This window comes from Acinetobacter sp. ANC 4648 (genome assembly GCF_002135345.1).
In the GTDB taxonomy this organism is placed as follows: domain Bacteria; phylum Pseudomonadota; class Gammaproteobacteria; order Pseudomonadales; family Moraxellaceae; genus Acinetobacter.
Genome location: NZ_NEGI01000002.1, coordinates 251,767 through 269,385, shown reverse-complemented (window position 1 = coordinate 269,385; position 17,619 = coordinate 251,767). Strand labels below are relative to the sequence as shown.

Below are 17,619 nucleotides of genomic sequence, written 5' to 3'. Positions count from 1 at the left end.
CGATAGGTGACGGGACTTATCGGAACTTAATTAACCTTTAGTAAGGTCTTGCAAGCGGTATACATCCATTGGCAATTTAATTGCTAAAGCTTGGCATACAGCATCAGCACCATTCAGGGTTGTAGTGTAATACACTTTACCTTGAAGTGCAGAGCGACGAATCGAGAACGAATCTTGCTGAGCCTGTTTACCTTCAGAAGTATTGATAATGAGGTGAATCTCGCCATTTTTCAAGCGGTCTACAATATGTGGACGACCTTCAGTGACTTTATTAACTCGTTCACACTCAATACCTGCTTCGGTAATCACGTTATGCGTACCACTGGTTGCGACCAGTTTGAAGCCATAATCTACAAGCTGTTGAGCAATGCGTGCAACATGCGGTTTATCTGAATCACGGACTGAAATAAATGCATGTTTCACTTCGCCTTCAGTTGGCTTACCTGGTAAGCGATCATTCGAGCCTAACACAGCTTTGTAGAATGCTTCACCAAAAGATTTACCAACGCCCATAACTTCACCAGTAGATTTCATCTCTGGTCCAAGAATTGGGTCAACACCTGGGAATTTACTGAATGGGAATACGGCTTCTTTTACTGCAAAGTGAGTCGGAATAATTTCTTTTGTGAATCCTTGAGATTCTAAAGATTGACCCGCCATACAACGTGCAGCAACTTTCGCTAAAGATTCACCAATACATTTAGAAACGAATGGTACGGTACGTGATGCACGTGGATTCACTTCTAAGATGTAAACGTCAGTTCCTTTTACCGCAAACTGAACGTTCATCAAACCAATAACGCCAAGCTCTTTTGCCATAGCGACAGTTTGACGACGCATTTCATCCTGAACATCTTTAGATAAAGAATAAGGAGGAATGGAACATGCTGAGTCACCTGAGTGAATACCCGCTTGTTCAATATGCTGCATGATCCCACCGATCACAACGTCTTTACCGTCAGATACGCAGTCTACGTCAACTTCAATGGCATCATCAAGGAAACGGTCAAGCAATACTGGTGCTTCATTCGATGCTTGAACTGCATCACGTAAGTAGCGTTTCAGTTCGTCGTCGTTATAGACGATTTCCATCGCACGGCCACCCAATACATAAGATGGACGAACAACCAGTGGATAACCAACTTTAGATGCTTCAGCCATGCCTTCTTCAGCAGATTTTACAATGCTGTTGTTTGGTTGACGAAGTTGTAGACGTTGAATCATTTGCTGGAAACGTTCACGATCTTCTGCACGGTCAATCGCATCAGGTGATGTCCCGATAATTGGTGCACCAGCTTCTTCCAAAGCACGCGCCAATTTTAACGGTGTTTGACCACCGTACTGTACGATAATACCTTTTGGTTTCTCAATACGTACGATTTCTAACACATCTTCCAATGTAATTGGTTCGAAGTACAAACGATCCGAAGTATCATAATCTGTAGAAACCGTTTCAGGGTTACAGTTCACCATGATGGTTTCATAACCGTCTTCACGCATTGCAAGTGCAGCATGAACACAGCAATAATCGAATTCGATACCTTGACCAATACGGTTAGGACCACCACCAATGACCATGATTTTGTCTTTGGTCGATGGGTTGGCTTCACATTCCTCATCATAAGTTGAATACATGTACGCTGTATCTGATTCAAATTCAGCTGCACAAGTATCCACACGTTTGTACACTGGGTAAACACCCAAGTTCCAACGTTGCTTACGGAATTGTTTTTGTGAAATGCCCATCAAGTTTGCAATGCGGAGATCAGATAAACCTTTGCGTTTGAACGAACGGATATTATCTGTATTCAAATCACCGAAGCCCAAAGTTTTAACTTGTTCTTCAGTCTTAACAATGTCTTCAATTTGAATTAAGAACCAACGATCAATATTGGTTGCAGCAAATACTTCATCTAAACTGAAGCCATGACGGAATGCATCAGCGATATACCAAATGCGATCTGGACCTGGAACTTTAAGCTCTTGTAAGATTTTATCTTTCGCACCTTCAGCACCAACTTCAATTTGCTCATCAAAGCCGCATACGCCAACTTCAAGACCACGAAGTGCTTTTTGCATAGACTCTTGGAAGTTACGACCAATGGCCATGACTTCACCCACAGATTTCATCTGTGTAGTTAAAACTGCATCAGCTTGTGGGAATTTCTCGAAGTTGAAACGAGGAATTTTGGTCACAACATAATCAATTGCTGGTTCGAATGATGCAGGAGTGATGCCACCAGTGATGTCATTTTTCAATTCATCAAGGGTATAACCCACAGCCAGTTTCGCTGCGATACGCGCAATTGGGAAGCCTGTGGCTTTAGATGCGAGTGCAGATGAACGTGATACACGTGGATTCATCTCAATCACAACCATGCGGCCGTCTTTCGGGTTAATACCGAATTGAACGTTCGAACCACCAGTTTCTACACCAATTTCACGAAGCACCGCTAAAGATGCATTACGTAATAATTGGAATTCTTTGTCCGTTAATGTTTGTGCAGGAGCCACGGTGATCGAGTCACCCGTGTGTACACCCATTGGGTCAAAGTTTTCAATGGTACAGACGATGATACAGTTGTCATTTTTATCACGAACAACTTCCATCTCATATTCTTTCCAGCCAATCAACGATTCATCAATCAATAATTGATGCGTCGGAGAAAGGTCAAAACCGCGTTCACAGATCTCAATGAACTCATCACGGTTATAAGCGATACCACCGCCTGAACCACCCATGGTGAATGATGGGCGGATAATAGAAGGGAAGCCGAGTTTTGCTTGAATCTCAAATGCTTCTTCCATAGTGCTTGCAACAGCAGCACGTGGACATTCAAGACCAATACGACGCATCGCATCATCAAACAATTTACGGTCTTCCGCCATTTCAATGGCATCTTTACTCGCACCGATCAATTCAACATTGAATTTTTCTAAGATACCGTGCTTATCTAATTCAAGAGCACAGTTCAATGCAGTTTGACCACCCATGGTCGGTAAAACCGCATCTGGGCGTTCTTTTTCAATAATTTGTGCAACAGTCTGCCAAGTAATCGGTTCGATATACGTCGCATCTGCCATGGTTGGATCGGTCATAATAGTGGCTGGGTTAGAGTTCACTAAAATAACGCGATAACCTTCTTCACGAAGTGCTTTACATGCTTGTGCACCTGAGTAATCGAACTCACATGCTTGACCGATGACAATCGGGCCTGCACCAATAATTAAGATGCTTTTAATGTCTGTACGCTTAGCCATGATCGCTCCTCAATTACTTCTTAGATGCTTCAATAAGTTCGATGAAATGATCGAATAATGGGGCACAGTCATGTGGGCCAGGGTTCGCTTCAGGGTGACCTTGGAAGCTGAATACTGGTTTGTCTGTGCGATGAATACCTTGGTTCGTTCCATCAAATAATGACTTATGTGTCACTTTTAATGTTGCTGGCAATGTATCCGCATCTACAGCGAAGCCATGGTTCTGAGAAGTAATCATCACTGTGCCATCTTCGATGTTTTGTACAGGATGGTTGGCGCCATGATGACCATGACTCATCTTCATGGTTTTAGCACCTGAAGCGAGCGCAAGAATCTGATGACCTAAACAAATTCCAAATACTGGAATAGAAGTTGTTTCAATAATGGTTTTTACAGCTTCAATCGCATAGTCACATGCAGATGGATCGCCAGGGCCGTTCGATAAGAAGATACCGTCTGGATTCAATGCAAGAACTTGTTCTGCAGGCGTTTGAGCTGGAACGACAGTGAGTTTACAGCCACGGTCAGCGAGCATACGTAAGATGTTGGTTTTGACACCGTAATCGTATGCAACAACATGAAATTTAAGTTCAGGTTGAGTAAAACCTTGCCCAAGTGTCCATGAACCTTCAGTCCATTCATAACCTTCAGGGTCGCAGCACTCTTTGGCAAGGTCTAAACCATTCAAGCCACCAAATGCACGTGCTTTTGCTAATGCATCTTCTGCAGTGATATTTTTACCCGCAAGAATACAACCGTTTTGTGCACCTTTGTCGCGCAGAATACGTGTGAGTTTACGTGTATCAATATCTGCAATGGCAACAACATTATGTTGTTTTAAGTAGTCACCTAAAGATTGCGTAGCACGGAAGTTACTGTGCAATAAAGGTAAATCACGAATGATTAAACCGTTAGCCCAAACTTTATGAATTCGACCTGACTCAGTATCTTCTTCATTACAACCTGTATTACCAATGTGCGGGTAAGTTAACGTCACCAGTTGTTGTGCATAACTCGGATCGGTCAAAATTTCTTGATAACCAGTCATTGCTGTATTAAAAACGACTTCACCAGTCGTACAACCCGATGCTCCGATAGACGTACCTTTAAAGATCGTTCCATCAGCGAGGGCTAAAATGGCGGGGATGCTCAAACCAAAGCTCCTGAATTTTAGGCTTTAAAAAAGCGAGTAGACATAAAAAAAGGATGGTTTATCTTTATTGAAAAGATACGCCTCCCTTGGTCTGCTCGCTTGTAACTTAACACTGAATTATACGCATGAAAGGGTCAAAAGTCCACGTAAATCACCAAAAATATGTCAGTTTATTGTCTTGTTTTTTGTGAAAGATGTGTTTTTAAAAAAATCAAGGATTTTGGAATTGACTAAAATTTCAAATACATATTTTTATTGAAATCATATTTTTGGGGTATCTGTTTGATATGCAGTGGAATAAGTGAGCAAGGGAAAAATATATTTTACCAAACAATAAAAAAGTGAGGTGTTATCCTCACTTTTGAAATATTAAATAAGTGTTAACACTGATGTAACCAATCACGTTTATTGTGGAAATCAGCCTGTGGACTACTATGCTGCATGGCATAGTACTGATTCACATTTTCTAACTTTAAAACGGCAGTTAAGCCAATAAACAAATTTTCCCATTTAAGTTTGTGTGCAACCATAAACTCAGTTAAATCTAAACTAACATTTAAACCATAATGGGTACGTTTTAAATGATTGAGATCAATATCAGAAGCAAGCTGGGGTGGCATGCTTTCAGGATAACGATATTCTTCAAACTGGTATACTTGCCAAGCTTGTGAAGGGGAGAGATTTACTTCACGATAATAATCTTCACCTTGAACACCAATGAAAATTTCAAAGCAAGTCTGTTCCCACAGATAATCCTGACGCGGATGTGAATTGACTAATTCAGGATATTGAATCAATTGATTTGGATCGCTTAACCAAAAAGCCACATTTAAGCTGCATGGGCTTTGCTGTTCAATTGCTGCAACTAAAGAAATCGATTGAAAGCGACGATCAAAAGGATTCAGGTCATAACTTGCCATAAAATAATCTTCAAAGTTGTCTAGTGAGTAAACTTGTTATTTTGCAACATTTGCATGACGAACAAGATTAGACAGTTTTGGATTTTGTTTTGCTGCTTTTTTATAAAGCAAAGCGATTTTACCAATGGTTTGAACAACTTCTGAACCAGTAACTTGAGCAATTTCAGTAATTGAAGCAACACGTGCATCACGATCTTCGCCTGCGATTTTAACCTTAATCAGTTCGTGATCATTCAAAGCACGATTTGTTTCTTCAACGACACTTTCAGTTAAACCTTGTCCGCCAAGCATGACTACAGGGCTGAGTGCATGTCCGATTTGACGTAAACGTTTACGTTCTTGAATAGATAAAGCCGCCATAAAGATAACCTAATTTTAAAAACGACTCAGTATAGCAAAGCTCAACTCTCAGCGCTGTAAATTCTGTAGAAATAATCAATAAAGGTGATTTGAAAAAACATGTAGAGAAGAGTGTATTTAGATACAGATGAATACTGCATCATAAAAGAATTTCACGTACAATCAGAGATTAGACGTTAATTAGTAAATTGAGAGTTATGGCTACACGCATCACCAACCCAAAGTTATCTAAAAGTAGTCGTGATTGGATGAGAGAGCACTTAGACGATCCTTATGTGAAAAAAGCACAGAAGGAAGGTTATCGTGCGCGTGCGGCTTATAAACTACTTGAAATGCAAGAAAAATATAAAATTATTAAACCGGGAATGACTGTAGTTGATTTAGGTGCTGCACCAGGAAGTTGGTCGCAAATTGCTGGTAAATTGGTGGGTTCTAAGGGTTTATTGATTGCATCAGATATTTTAGAAATGGATGCTTTGACTGATGTAACTTTCTTACAAGGTGACTTCCGTGAAGAAGAAGTTTTCGAAAAATTGTTAAATCTTTTAGATGGACGCCAAGTAGACGTTGTAATTTCAGATATGGCCCCCAATACATCAGGTAACAAGGCAGTAGATCAACCGCGTCAAATTTACTTGTGTGAGCTTGCATTAGATTTTGCCAATAAGGTTCTAGGACCAAAAGGGCAATTTGTGGTAAAAGTTTTCCAAGGAATCGGTTTTGATGAGTTCCGTAAGCAGGTTGTTGATAGCTTTGATGTTTTGAAAACATCAAAACCATTGGCTTCACGTGCCCGTTCAAAAGAAGTGTTCTTAATTGGACAGGGGCGTAAAAAAGCTTTACGTTAAAGTTTACTTGCCAAGCTCTTAAAAATTGTGCATTTTGTACTTTTTTAAGATTTATTTATTGCGAATTCATTTACTCGCTTTTGGTTAGGGTCACCCGCTATTGGGCATGATCAAATTAGATTGATATGGGAATAAAGCTTTGAGCGATATCTTCAAAAATGCCGTATTGTGGCTCGTGATCCTAGGTGTGCTGATTCTTATTTTCAGTAACATCAGTGACCGCGACAAACCCGATGCGATGAACTATTCAGCATTCGTGGCAGCTGTTAATGCTGGTCAAGTGAAGCAAGTTACAATTGATGGTCTGCAAATCAGCGGTGAAAAAACCAATGGTACTAAGTTTGAAAGTGTTCGTCCTGCGATAGAAGACCCTCAACTTATGCCAAGTTTGACAAAAAATAATGTCATCGTTGAAGGTACTGCTCCACAGCGTCAAGGTTTATTGATGCAGCTTCTTATTGCAAGCTTCCCTGTATTATTAATTATTCTTCTGTTCATGTTCTTTATGCGTAATATGGGCGGCGGAGCAGGTGGTAAAAACGGACCAATGAGTTTTGGTAAATCAAAAGCCAAAATGTTGTCTGAAGATCAAATTAAGGTCACTTTTGCTGATGTTGCTGGCTGTGATGAAGCCAAACAAGAAGTTGTTGAAATTGTTGATTTCTTAAAGGATCCTGCAAAATTTAAACGTTTAGGTGCAAGTATTCCTAAAGGCGTATTGATGGTCGGTCCTCCGGGAACGGGTAAAACTTTGCTTGCGAAGGCCATTGCTGGTGAAGCAAAAGTTCCATTCTTTAGTATTTCTGGTTCTGATTTTGTTGAAATGTTTGTGGGTGTGGGTGCATCGCGTGTCCGTGACATGTTCGAACAAGCCAAGCGCCATGCACCGTGTATCATCTTTATTGATGAGATTGATGCAGTGGGTCGCCATCGTGGTTCGGGTACAGGTGGTGGTCATGATGAGCGTGAACAAACGCTAAATCAAATGCTGGTAGAAATGGATGGTTTTGAAGGTAATGAAGGAATTATTGTTGTTGCTGCAACTAACCGTGCAGATGTACTTGATAAAGCCTTACTTCGTCCGGGCCGTTTTGACCGTCAAGTGATGGTTAGCTTACCTGATATTAAAGGACGTGAGCAGATTTTGAATGTTCACATGAAGAAATTACCTTCAGTAACAGGTGTTGATGTTAAAGTATTGGCACGTGGTACACCCGGTTTTTCAGGTGCGGAGTTGGCTAATCTTGTGAATGAAGCTGCATTATTTGCTGCTCGCCGTAACAAGAATACCGTTGATATGCATGATTTTGAAGATGCTAAAGATAAGTTGTACATGGGGCCGGAACGTAAATCGATGGTGATTCGTGAAGAAGAACGTCGTGCTACGGCCTACCATGAGGCAGGTCATGCAATTGTCGCTGAAACACTACCAGGTACAGATCCAGTTCATAAAGTTACGATCATGCCACGCGGTTGGGCATTGGGTGTGACTTGGCAGTTACCTGAACATGACCAAACCAGCCATTATAAAGACAAGATGTTGAATGAGCTTTCAATTTTGTTTGGTGGTCGTATTGCGGAAGAAATTTTCATTAATCGAATTTCGACCGGTGCTTCAAATGACTTTGAGCGTGCAACTAAAATGGCACGTGCGATGGTCACTAAATACGGTATGTCAGACAAAATGGGTGTGATGGTTTATGAGGATGAATCTCAGCAATCATTTATGGGAAGCATAGGTAGTCGTACAATTTCTGAAGCGACGCAACAGCAAATTGATCAAGAAGTACGTCGTATTTTGGATGAACAATATAAAGTTGCACGTGATATCTTGGAAAATAACAAAGATATCGCACATGCGATGGTGAAAGCATTATTAGAATGGGAAACGATTGATCGTGACCAAATCCGTGACATCATGGAAGGTCGTGAACCGCAACCACCTAAAGTATATGTGGCTGAAAATCCTATTGTAGATGTTGTTCCTGCAGAGGGACCATCAACACCGCCGCCATTACCATCCTTACCTAAAGTTTAAAATTTAAAGCCACCTTCGGGTGGTTTTTTTATCAATGGAAATAATAAAGAGTAAGGTGAGAAATATCGATCTGCATAAGCAGAACACGCTAAAATAGTAGGTATGTCATTAGAGATGAGCGAGTTATGCATTTAGTATCTTTGCCAAATAAAATTTTACAGTGTGGCCATCAACAATTAGATTTATCTACACCGCATGTTATGGGTATTCTGAATGTTACGCCAGATTCATTTAGTGATGGTGGGCGACATAATGGTAAAGAACAGGCGGTTGAGCATGCGTTAAAAATGATGGCTGATGGTGCCACAGTTATTGATATTGGTGGTGAATCTACTCGACCGGGTGCGTCACCTGTCTCAATAGAAGAGGAGATCCGTCGTGTTGTACCTGTGGTTGAAGCATTGTCAAAATATGATGCGGTCTTATCTATTGATACCTCCGAGCCACAAGTGATTCGGGCGGCGGTTGCAGCGGGAGCACATATTTGGAATGATGTGCGCGCGTTAACACGTCCACAGGCGCTTAAAACTGCGGCAGAGCTGGATATTCCCATCATTATTATGCATATGCGTGGTGAGCCAACCACGATGAATAATCTAGATCAATATCAAAATGTAACCTTGGATGTGATTTACGAATTAACACAACGTGTTGATGAGGCATTACAGGCAGGGGTTAAGGCTGAACATATTATGATTGATCCTGGTTTTGGCTTTGCTAAAAATGCGCAGCAAAACCTCAAATTATTACAAGAGTTTTATCAATTGAACGCAATGGGGTATCCGATACTTTCGGCACTTTCTCGGAAACGCTTTATTGGTGAGGCTTTGGGTGGTGCGGATGCTCAGCATCGAGCTGTAGGTAGTGTTGCAGCACATTTAATGAGCATCCAGCAGGGAGCTTGTATGGTGCGTGTGCATGATGTTAAAGCCATGAGTGATGCGATTAAGATCTGGAATGCGATGTGCAGTGCTTAATGTGTGGAGTGTGCTTATATATTTAATTGAGCGCACATCTTAGTGGTTGTAAAAATTTGAGATAATACAAGCAGCCAGATGCTAAGGTGATTTAAATCAGGATTTTTAGAATAAAAAATAGCGATTAAGTACCCGTGTTCAAGCGTGGAAATCCATCTGTGATGTAATAATGATGGGGTTGTTTGAAAGCTTTTGAATAAAATATTGCTTAGATAGCATCTTTGGTGATGCTGAGCGATATTTACACTAGTTTCAATGCTTGCTGAAAGTATAGAAAAATTGAAATCAATATCAAGCATGTTGTCCGTGAGTTTATTTCTAACTTTTGGTGCTGATATTGATGCTGGTAGTTGTGCGAAATTACGACGCTTTTTACATGCTGAAAATTACGATATGAATTATTAGGTCAAAAGTACAGATCAGTAGATTTATTTGAATTAAGGGCAGCATTTTTTGATTGTGATATTCAATTAAACCAAAAATTATGTGCGGAATAAATAAGGAGTAAATGGATGGGCGTGGGATCGTAAAACCTAAAAAATAGACACAGCTGTTTGTTGTTTTGTAGGTATTGTGTTATATAAGCTCGCTGATTGATGTGCTGTTTTTAGGTTGATATGTTTAACGATCTACTTCTCCCCATGTTTGATGATGAATATTATCCCGATATTCTGGTTGCTGAAGTCAAGCAACTTATTGAACGCTTTGCAAAGAAACTTGCAAAAAAAAGCTTATCTGATGGAGAAATCTATCATTTGGCGAGTACGACTGTGGTTGAAATTAATGGAATGAAACCACAGTTTGAAGACCTTGATTCATCTTTAGATGGTACTGCTGCTGATTATATTATTGAAGCAATGATGATGGTAGTACAAGATCAGGGTTATATGGATATTGATATGGAAGAGCTGGTGTCAAATAGAGAGTGGTAGTCACTCTCTATTTTTTATTGAAATTAATCGTCTAATTACAGTAATACGTCTTTTAGGTGGCAACTTTCACCTACATGTTCATCAAAAATGGCATCTACTACTAAGTGATAACGTCCTTTTTCTTGAAAAGGAATTGCGCTTAAATTTAACCAAAATTGGGGATGCTGTTTTAATAACTCTCTAATCCGTTGTTCATCTTTTATATGCTTGAAATGCAGTGGGTATTGATAGCCGCCTGAAGTGCAGCGATATAAAATTAATTTTTGATCTTCAGTGATAATAGTTCCAGGGAAAATATCGTGGATTATTTCATCTGTATTTTGATTTACTATGGGGTCATTGGCAAAAGTAAGTGAGCTGAGTAGTAAGATGGATGTACTAATGAGCATCTGTTTAATTATTTTCATTTTATAGATTTTATCCCAATATGGTTCTTGTAGGCATAAAAAAACCAGCATAAAGCTGGAAATTTTATTGCACCATTTTAAGAAGTATTAAAATGGTGCCCGAGGCCAGACTCGAACTGGCACGCTTTGTGGGCGGGGGATTTTAAATCCCCTGTGTCTACCGATTTCACCACTCGGGCATGTGCGCAATAATAAAGTACAGATTTTATCTTGGCAAGAGTATTTATGCTGATTTGCTTTCTTTTCAAGCAATTAATGCATTTGAGAGTGAAAAAAACGTTTAAATGTATTTTATCTGTTCAAACTTGTTGTTTTGAGTGTTGGACAGGGCGTGCTTGTATTTTTACATTAAGCTATCCATGTAGCTATCTAAGTCTATAAATTTGTAGGTTTTACATAATTTGTTTTCGTATTGAATTAATTGAAGGTGTAAATCTAGAAAATAACGGAATTGCTGTTCAATGGTTTTATATTGATCGGTACCTTTTTTGGAGGTTTTTAATTTAAATTTAGTTTTGATTGCTTGTTTGTATGACCAAAGGCAAATACGACGAACTTGTTGCAAGTTATAGTAGTCGATATTTTGTGTTTCTTCGCGGAACATATTTTCTTTATAAAACTTAACGAAACCAAAGCTGAGTGTTAGAAAAAATAATACTCCTTGAAGAAGTGTGCTTTGGATAAAAGCAATATTCATGGCTTGTAATAAAATCAATATGGCGATTTTAATGGGGGTGTGGCGTAGTTGCTGATATAGGTGGGTAGAGCTATGCTTGATTTGTTTGATGATGATGGGAACAATTAGCATAAAAAAAAGCATGACAATTAATACTGAAACTCCTTTAGTTTGAAAGTCATCCCATTGAGGAAAGTGTGACTTGAAATATAATCCTAGACTTATGGAGGCGCTTATAAAAATCATCGCAGCAAGTACCCAAGGGATGGCCTCCTTGAGATCATTTAACATGCCTTTGGTTTTGATTTGGCTATAAAATAGATAATTTTTTTTAAATGCTTGAGGGTGTAGGGTTTGTAATTGTTGTAGATAAAGAGAAACTTGTTGGTTATTGAGCATAGTTTTGGAGTCGAGGGGTAGCAGTGGATTATAATATAAAGGCGAGGTAAATTTTAGGCATAAAAAAACCAGCATAAAGCTGGAAATTTTATTGCACCATTTTAAGAAGTATTAAAATGGTGCCCGAGGCCAGACTCGAACTGGCACGCTTTGTGGGCGGGGGATTTTAAATCCCCTGTGTCTACCGATTTCACCACTCGGGCATTTTAACAAGTTGGAGGCGGAGGTCGGAATCGAACCGGCGTACACGGAGTTGCAGTCCGCTGCATGACCACTCTGCCACCCCGCCATCTCTTGTTGATGCACATATTAGCAACCTTTGAAAAAAAAACAATACTATAGAGTGTGCATATGCACATAAAATCGACATATAGAATAAAATCGACTAAATAATCATGTATTATTTATAAAATTGATTCATATCTACCTTGGAGATGTGCCGTGGCATTGGTTTTAGATGGTCGTGCATTAGCAAAACAAATTGAAACTGACTTGTTAACACGTGTAGACGCGTTAAAAGCAAAAACAGGTCGCACCCCAATTTTAGCAACGATTTTAGTCGGTGATGATGGTGCATCTGCAACTTACGTACGTATGAAGGGTAATGCTTGCCGTCGTGTTGGCATGGATTCTTTAAAGGTTGAATTGGGTAAAGAAACCACCACTGAACAATTATTGGCTGAAATTGAAAAATTAAATGCCAATCCAGATGTACATGGTATTCTTTTACAACACCCTGTACCTGAACAAATTGATGAACGTGCCTGTTTTGATGCCATTGCTTTGGCTAAAGATGTTGATGGTGTGACTTGTCTGGGTTTTGGTCGTATGGCGATGGGTGAAGCGGCTTATGGTTCAGCAACGCCAGCAGGGATCATGACCATCTTGCAAGAAAATAACATTGAAATTGCAGGACAACATGCAGTTGTTGTAGGGCGTTCGGCTATTTTGGGCAAACCAATGGCGATGATGTTGCTCCAAGCCAATGCAACAGTAACGATTTGTCATTCACGGACCAAAAATCTTCCAGAACTTGTAAAACAAGCGGATATTATTGTGGGTGCTGTCGGTAAGGCTGAATTGATTCAAAAAGATTGGATTAAACAAGGTGCTGTGGTCGTTGATGCTGGTTTCCATCCACGTGAAGGCGGCGGTGTCGGTGATATTCAATTAGTGGGGATTGAAGATGTGGCATCTGCATATACACCTGTTCCAGGTGGTGTGGGCCCAATGACGATTACTACGTTGATTCGTCAGACAGTTGAAGCTGCAGAAAAAGCCTTAGGTTAATTTTTAATTTTAATCATAAAAGCTGCATGGGTAATTTACGTATGCAGCTTTTATTTTAAATATAAGTAAAAGATGAGGAATAAAATTTTGTCTTTATTAATTAAAGATTGGGACTGATCTTTGGTTTAATTTATTTGTATTTCAGCACAATCAGAAATTGAGTTGAGTAACACAGTTTTTGTCATCTATAACGTGTTTTAAGTATTTGATTGGTCATAGCTTGCTTCAAACTTCTATAAGTATGATTTGACCAGTTGTGGTTGAGTTATGTATTTCTAGATATTATGAATTAATTTTAAATAATGAATTGGGTTTGGTCGAAATGAGCTGTACTTTTCAACTTCCTAAAGCCCCTGAGCATTTGCTTCAAGCTTTACATGAAGTGATTCCACATTGTGAACTTTTAGCACAGCAATTGCCTGAAACTCCAATTTCACTGTGGTTAATTCCCCCTGTGTTTCCTACAGAACGTTTAGATGATGAAGTTATTCGTCGTATTTGGAGTGATACACCTTACTGGATTTTCTGTTGGGCATCTGGTCTTGCTATGGCGCAGTGGTTGCTTGCAGAGCCACATTACGTAAAAGATAAGGTCGTTTTAGATTTTGGTACAGGATCGGGTGTTGTTGCGATTGCAGCGAAAATGGCAGGGGCAAAACGCGTGATTTGTTGTGATATAGATCCCATTAGTTTGGATTCATGCCGTGCCAATGCTGAATTGAATAATGTTGAATTAGAATATTTAGATGATTTATATCAAGCAGAACCAGTCGATGTGCTCTTGGCTGCTGATGTTTTATATGATCAGTGTAATCGTTTTTTCTTAGATGAATTTTTAAAATTTGCACCAGAAGTCTGGGTGGCAGATAGTCGTGTAAAAAACTTTAGTCATCCCAATTATCAAAAATTAGATGAACGAAGTGCGACGACTTGGCCTGATTTAGATGAATCTAAAGAATTTAGGAATGTCAGTTTTTATAAGACGCTATAACAGCGTCTTGTTATTAATTTCACTCTGTTCTTAATTAAGAACAGGTATAGCGAATCACATGTAAAGTGCTTGGTCGCGTTTCTAAAGCTTGGCGCATCGCGTAATCTTCACTATTATTTAAACTTGGCGTATTAGAAAGACCAAATGAAGTTCGTGAATGCCCTAGTTTAACACCAGTTAGATCTTGCTCAGAGGTTTTAGGGTTAATAATTTCATTGGTACTGAGTACAGAAATTTTATAGGTTTTATTTGGACCGAGAACTTTTTGGCAGGCGCGTTGCAGTTTATCGATATCAAGTTTACGGTCTGAACGACCTGCTAAGGTATAAGCTAACGTAGCACTGTTGTCTGTTTTGTTTTCAATTTTATAACCAGTTACGCCATTATAGTGACGTGGTGTAGTTTGACATGCTGTTAAAGCTAAAATAATGCATCCCAAGCCTAGTATTTTCATATTTTTCATATTTGAAAGTTCCAGCGTTATTATTTATTGGAGTATGCCATAGCTGAAAAATTTTGACGATGATGGATTTACTCAAATTTAAGCATGTTGCTCATATTTTATCGACCAGTTGATATTGCGTTGATTATGAATACTGAGAGGATTCATGCATTGATTAGGCGTATGAAAAAGTTAGTTTTGTTTGGTAGGTTGAACTGTTTCATTCTTTTAAGAAAAAAGTGCGAAAGCTAGTTAGGTATATTCATCGTACTATTCTTGGGTATGGGTTGAGTTTTTTCTCAATGATTTTATTAATTATTAAATAAAAAATAAGGTTGTATTTAATTACAAATTTTAATTTATGGATTATTTAATCGTTTAAACACAAAGCTTGAATATTTTTATTTTAAATGTTGACGCTAGTCATTTTCATCAATATTGTAAATGTTCGATTTCGAAAATATAGTTTTAGTTCTGGAGCATTAATATGAGTTTGCTCGTAAGGCAACAACAAACAATTGAACTGGTCAAAGAGCGTGGTTACGTCAGTATTGATGAATTAGCACAGTATTTTTCAGTCACACCACAAACCGTACGTCGGGATATTAATCAACTTGCAGATGCGGGTTTATTACGTCGCTATCATGGAGGCGCTGCGATTGATTCAAGTGTGATGAATACTGAATACAGTATGCGGCTCAGTTATAACTTAGAAGCAAAACAACGGATTGCTAAAGCAGTTGCTGCAACAATTCCGAACCATGCTTCGATCTTTATTAATATTGGTACGACTACAGAAGCAATCGCACACGCTTTGCTACATCATCATGGTTTGAAGATTATTACTAATAATTTAAATGTTGCGAAAATCCTGAGTGTTAAAGAGGATTTTGAGGTCATGATTGCCAGTGGCCGAGTACGTCCAGATGGTGGTGTGATTGGACAAGCCACAGCTGATTTTTTTAGTCTTTTTAAAGCGGATTATGCTGTTATTGGGATTAGTGGAATAGATGAGGATGGTGCATTATTGGATTTTGATTTTCAGGAAGTTGCTGTATCAAAGGTAATTATTGCTAATTCTAAACATGTGTTATTGGTTGCTGATAGTAGTAAATTTGGGCGACATGCCATGATGCGTTTAGGGCACTTAAATATGATTGAGTGTCTGTATACCGATCAAAAACCTGATGAACAATATATGCAAATTATGTCTGAAAATAATGTCACATTAGTCGTTGCTAGGTAAATTTCAATATTTTATATAAACCCGTATTGATGCAATTGAGCAAGAATAAAGAATTGTAAGTTTGATTAAAAATTGATAGAAGTTTAATAATTAATCAGCTAATATTTTCTAAATCGAAAAAAATTGAACATACCGGTGGTTGCAAATGAAAGAGCTTTTAGAGAGCCAAGCTAGATATGATATTGTAGTTATTGGTGGTGGTATTAATGGTGTAGGTATTGCAAATGATGCTGTAGGTCGAGGTTTGTCTGTATTTTTATGTGAAAAAGATGATCTTGCTAGCCATACATCATCTGCTAGTAGTAAGTTGATTCATGGCGGTTTACGTTATTTAGAACATAAAGAGTTTCGTTTGGTTCGTGAAGCATTAGCCGAACGTGAGGTGTTGTTAAATAAAGCCCCACACATTATTCGACCAATGCGTTTTATTATGCCGCACCAACCTCACTTACGCCCAGCTTGGCTGATTCGTACAGGCTTATTTCTGTATGATCATTTGGGAAAGCGAGAAAAGCTAGAAGGCTCAAAGCTAATTAATTTCAATACTGAAAATAGTCCACTCAAAGCAAAAATTACGCGTGGTTTTGAATATTCAGATTGTGCAGTGGATGATGCACGTTTAGTTGTTTTAAATGCCATGCAAGCACGTAAAAAGGGTGCAAAAATTGTGACTCATACGCGTTGCATCTCTGCTCAGCACGAAAACGGCGAATGGTTAGTTGATTTAGAGAATCAGCAGGGTACGTATCAAATTAAAGCCAAAGTTTTAGTAAATGCTGCGGGACCTTGGGTGGCGCAATTTATCCAACAAGATTTAAAGCTCAAATCGCCTTATGGTATTCGTCTCATTCAGGGAAGTCATATTGTAGTTCCTAAAATTTATGCCGGTGATAAAGCTTTTATTATGCAAAATGATGATCAACGCATTGTTTTTGCTATTCCATATTTAGATGAATATACCTTAATTGGAACGACAGACCGTGAATACACTGGCGATCCCAATCATGTTGAAATTACAGATGAAGAGATAGATTATTTAATTAATGTTTCGAATGATCATTTTAAAGTCCAATTGGGTCGGGCGGATATTTGTTGGACTTATTCGGGAGTACGTCCTTTATGTGACGATGAGTCGGATAACCCTTCTGTAGTGACACGAGATTACACGCTTTCCTTGTCTCAGGAAAAACCTGAAGATGCCGTGCTACTCTCTATTTTTGGTGGAAAGCTTACCACTTATCGGAAGCTGGCTGAATCAGCCATGCTACAGCTCAAAGCGTTTTTTCCAGACATGCGAGCGAGTTGGACTGGAAAAGCTCTATTACCAGGTGCAGAAGACTTTATTTCTGCGGATGCTTTGGCTCAAAAAATTGTGCAAAGGGTCGTGGGTATTTCTGAGACTTTGGCGATGCGATGGGTGCATGCTTATGGTACTCGAGTTTGGCAGATGCTTGAAAATAAGACCTCATTAGATGATCTTGGGCAAAATTTTGGGCATGATTTGTTTGTACAAGAAGTAAATTATTTAGTCGACCAAGAGTGGGCTGTAAATAGTGCTGATATTTTATGGCGCCGATCTAAGCTTGGTTTGAAATTTACATCAAGTGAAATTCAAATTTTAGATAAGTATTTAGTAAAGCTACATCAACAGCGAGCGCAATCGACAAGCTCTTAGTTTT

General features: G+C 39.0%; 15 protein-coding genes and 3 tRNA genes. 8 read left to right on the top strand and 10 right to left on the bottom strand.

Annotated features, from left to right (window positions below; translation table 11 throughout):
• Positions 1-30: 30 nt before the first annotated feature.
• From carB to B9T27_RS04345, 4 genes are all read right to left on the bottom strand, one after another.
• Positions 31-3,261, bottom strand: coding sequence for a carbamoyl-phosphate synthase large subunit (carB, locus tag B9T27_RS04360; RefSeq protein ID WP_086205626.1), 3,231 nt, complete (start codon positions 3,259-3,261; stop codon positions 31-33).
• A 13-nt stretch (positions 3,262-3,274) separates the two neighbouring features.
• A complete protein-coding gene (carA, locus tag B9T27_RS04355; protein WP_086205625.1) occupies positions 3,275-4,414 on the bottom strand; it encodes a glutamine-hydrolyzing carbamoyl-phosphate synthase small subunit in 1,140 nt (379 codons plus the stop codon).
• Between the two features lie 380 nt (positions 4,415-4,794).
• Complete coding sequence (locus B9T27_RS04350) at positions 4,795-5,334, bottom strand: DOMON-like domain-containing protein (protein WP_086205624.1); 540 nt, start codon at positions 5,332-5,334, stop codon at positions 4,795-4,797.
• Positions 5,335-5,370: 36 nt separating this feature from the next.
• Positions 5,371-5,694 carry a YhbY family RNA-binding protein gene (locus B9T27_RS04345; RefSeq protein ID WP_086205623.1) on the bottom strand — a complete coding sequence of 108 codons (324 nt, stop codon included), beginning with the start codon at positions 5,692-5,694 and terminating at the stop codon, positions 5,371-5,373.
• A 197-nt stretch (positions 5,695-5,891) separates the two neighbouring features.
• Here B9T27_RS04345 and rlmE point away from each other — a divergent pair, with 197 nt between their 5' ends.
• From rlmE to B9T27_RS04325, 4 genes are all read left to right on the top strand, one after another.
• Positions 5,892-6,542 (top strand): 23S rRNA (uridine(2552)-2'-O)-methyltransferase RlmE, encoded by a 651-nt coding sequence (gene rlmE, locus B9T27_RS04340; RefSeq protein ID WP_086203551.1) that lies wholly within the window; start codon positions 5,892-5,894, stop codon positions 6,540-6,542.
• A gap of 139 nt (positions 6,543-6,681) precedes the next feature.
• Positions 6,682-8,580, top strand: coding sequence for an ATP-dependent zinc metalloprotease FtsH (ftsH, locus tag B9T27_RS04335; RefSeq protein WP_086205622.1), 1,899 nt, complete (start codon positions 6,682-6,684; stop codon positions 8,578-8,580).
• Positions 8,581-8,705: 125 nt separating this feature from the next.
• Complete coding sequence (folP, locus tag B9T27_RS04330) at positions 8,706-9,557, top strand: dihydropteroate synthase (RefSeq protein WP_086205621.1); 852 nt, start codon at positions 8,706-8,708, stop codon at positions 9,555-9,557.
• A 617-nt stretch (positions 9,558-10,174) separates the two neighbouring features.
• Positions 10,175-10,489 carry a DUF5713 family protein gene (locus B9T27_RS04325; RefSeq protein ID WP_086205620.1) on the top strand — a complete coding sequence of 105 codons (315 nt, stop codon included), beginning with the start codon at positions 10,175-10,177 and terminating at the stop codon, positions 10,487-10,489.
• Positions 10,490-10,524: 35 nt separating this feature from the next.
• Here B9T27_RS04325 and B9T27_RS04320 read toward each other — a convergent pair whose 3' ends face one another.
• From B9T27_RS04320 to B9T27_RS04300, 5 genes are all read right to left on the bottom strand, one after another.
• On the bottom strand, positions 10,525-10,896 hold the full coding sequence (locus B9T27_RS04320) for a hypothetical protein (protein ID WP_143222563.1): 372 nt from the start codon (positions 10,894-10,896) through the stop codon (positions 10,525-10,527).
• A 93-nt stretch (positions 10,897-10,989) separates the two neighbouring features.
• Positions 10,990-11,075, bottom strand: a tRNA-Leu gene (locus B9T27_RS04315).
• Between the two features lie 164 nt (positions 11,076-11,239).
• The gene (locus tag B9T27_RS04310) at positions 11,240-11,971 is read right to left on the bottom strand and encodes a hypothetical protein (protein ID WP_086205947.1); all 732 of its coding nucleotides are present in this window, start codon (positions 11,969-11,971) and stop codon (positions 11,240-11,242) included.
• A gap of 117 nt (positions 11,972-12,088) precedes the next feature.
• Positions 12,089-12,174: transfer RNA gene (locus tag B9T27_RS04305), tRNA-Leu, on the bottom strand.
• Between the two features lie 12 nt (positions 12,175-12,186).
• Positions 12,187-12,260: transfer RNA gene (locus B9T27_RS04300), tRNA-Cys, on the bottom strand.
• A 152-nt stretch (positions 12,261-12,412) separates the two neighbouring features.
• Here B9T27_RS04300 and folD point away from each other — a divergent pair.
• Positions 12,413-13,261, top strand: a complete 849-nt coding sequence (folD, locus tag B9T27_RS04295) for a bifunctional methylenetetrahydrofolate dehydrogenase/methenyltetrahydrofolate cyclohydrolase FolD (protein WP_086205618.1) — start codon at positions 12,413-12,415, stop codon at positions 13,259-13,261.
• 322 nt (positions 13,262-13,583) lie between these two features.
• A complete protein-coding gene (locus tag B9T27_RS04290; RefSeq protein ID WP_086205946.1) occupies positions 13,584-14,252 on the top strand; it encodes a class I SAM-dependent methyltransferase in 669 nt (222 codons plus the stop codon).
• A 34-nt stretch (positions 14,253-14,286) separates the two neighbouring features.
• On the opposite strand, the gene B9T27_RS04285 is transcribed toward B9T27_RS04290, so the two are convergent.
• Positions 14,287-14,715 (bottom strand): hypothetical protein, encoded by a 429-nt coding sequence (locus B9T27_RS04285; RefSeq protein ID WP_086205617.1) that lies wholly within the window; start codon positions 14,713-14,715, stop codon positions 14,287-14,289.
• Positions 14,716-15,181: 466 nt separating this feature from the next.
• On the opposite strand from B9T27_RS04285, the gene B9T27_RS04280 reads away from it, so the two are divergent.
• Together B9T27_RS04280 and glpD are read left to right on the top strand one after the other, a co-directional pair.
• The gene (locus tag B9T27_RS04280; protein WP_086205616.1) at positions 15,182-15,940 is read left to right on the top strand and encodes a DeoR/GlpR family DNA-binding transcription regulator; all 759 of its coding nucleotides are present in this window, start codon (positions 15,182-15,184) and stop codon (positions 15,938-15,940) included.
• A 145-nt stretch (positions 15,941-16,085) separates the two neighbouring features.
• Positions 16,086-17,615 carry a glycerol-3-phosphate dehydrogenase gene (glpD, locus tag B9T27_RS04275; RefSeq protein WP_086205615.1) on the top strand — a complete coding sequence of 510 codons (1,530 nt, stop codon included), beginning with the start codon at positions 16,086-16,088 and terminating at the stop codon, positions 17,613-17,615.
• Positions 17,616-17,619: the final 4 nt, after the last annotated feature.

Excerpts from the sequence above, each read along its gene's own strand:
- carB (WP_086205626.1), bottom strand. The coding sequence starts at position 3,261 with ATGGCTAAGCGTACAGACATTAAAAGCATCTTAATTATTGGTGCAGGC.
- B9T27_RS04320 (WP_143222563.1), bottom strand. The coding sequence starts at position 10,896 with ATGAAAATAATTAAACAGATGCTCATTAGTACATCCATCTTACTACTC.
- B9T27_RS04350 (WP_086205624.1), bottom strand. The coding sequence starts at position 5,334 with ATGGCAAGTTATGACCTGAATCCTTTTGATCGTCGCTTTCAATCGATT.
- glpD (WP_086205615.1), top strand. The coding sequence starts at position 16,086 with ATGAAAGAGCTTTTAGAGAGCCAAGCTAGATATGATATTGTAGTTATT.
- rlmE (WP_086203551.1), top strand. The coding sequence starts at position 5,892 with ATGGCTACACGCATCACCAACCCAAAGTTATCTAAAAGTAGTCGTGAT.
- B9T27_RS04345 (WP_086205623.1), bottom strand. The coding sequence starts at position 5,694 with ATGGCGGCTTTATCTATTCAAGAACGTAAACGTTTACGTCAAATCGGA.
- B9T27_RS04285 (WP_086205617.1), bottom strand. The coding sequence starts at position 14,715 with ATGAAAAATATGAAAATACTAGGCTTGGGATGCATTATTTTAGCTTTA.
- B9T27_RS04280 (WP_086205616.1), top strand. The coding sequence starts at position 15,182 with ATGAGTTTGCTCGTAAGGCAACAACAAACAATTGAACTGGTCAAAGAG.
- folP (WP_086205621.1), top strand. The coding sequence starts at position 8,706 with ATGCATTTAGTATCTTTGCCAAATAAAATTTTACAGTGTGGCCATCAA.
- B9T27_RS04325 (WP_086205620.1), top strand. The coding sequence starts at position 10,175 with ATGTTTAACGATCTACTTCTCCCCATGTTTGATGATGAATATTATCCC.
- B9T27_RS04290 (WP_086205946.1), top strand. The coding sequence starts at position 13,584 with ATGAGCTGTACTTTTCAACTTCCTAAAGCCCCTGAGCATTTGCTTCAA.
- B9T27_RS04310 (WP_086205947.1), bottom strand. The coding sequence starts at position 11,971 with ATGCTCAATAACCAACAAGTTTCTCTTTATCTACAACAATTACAAACC.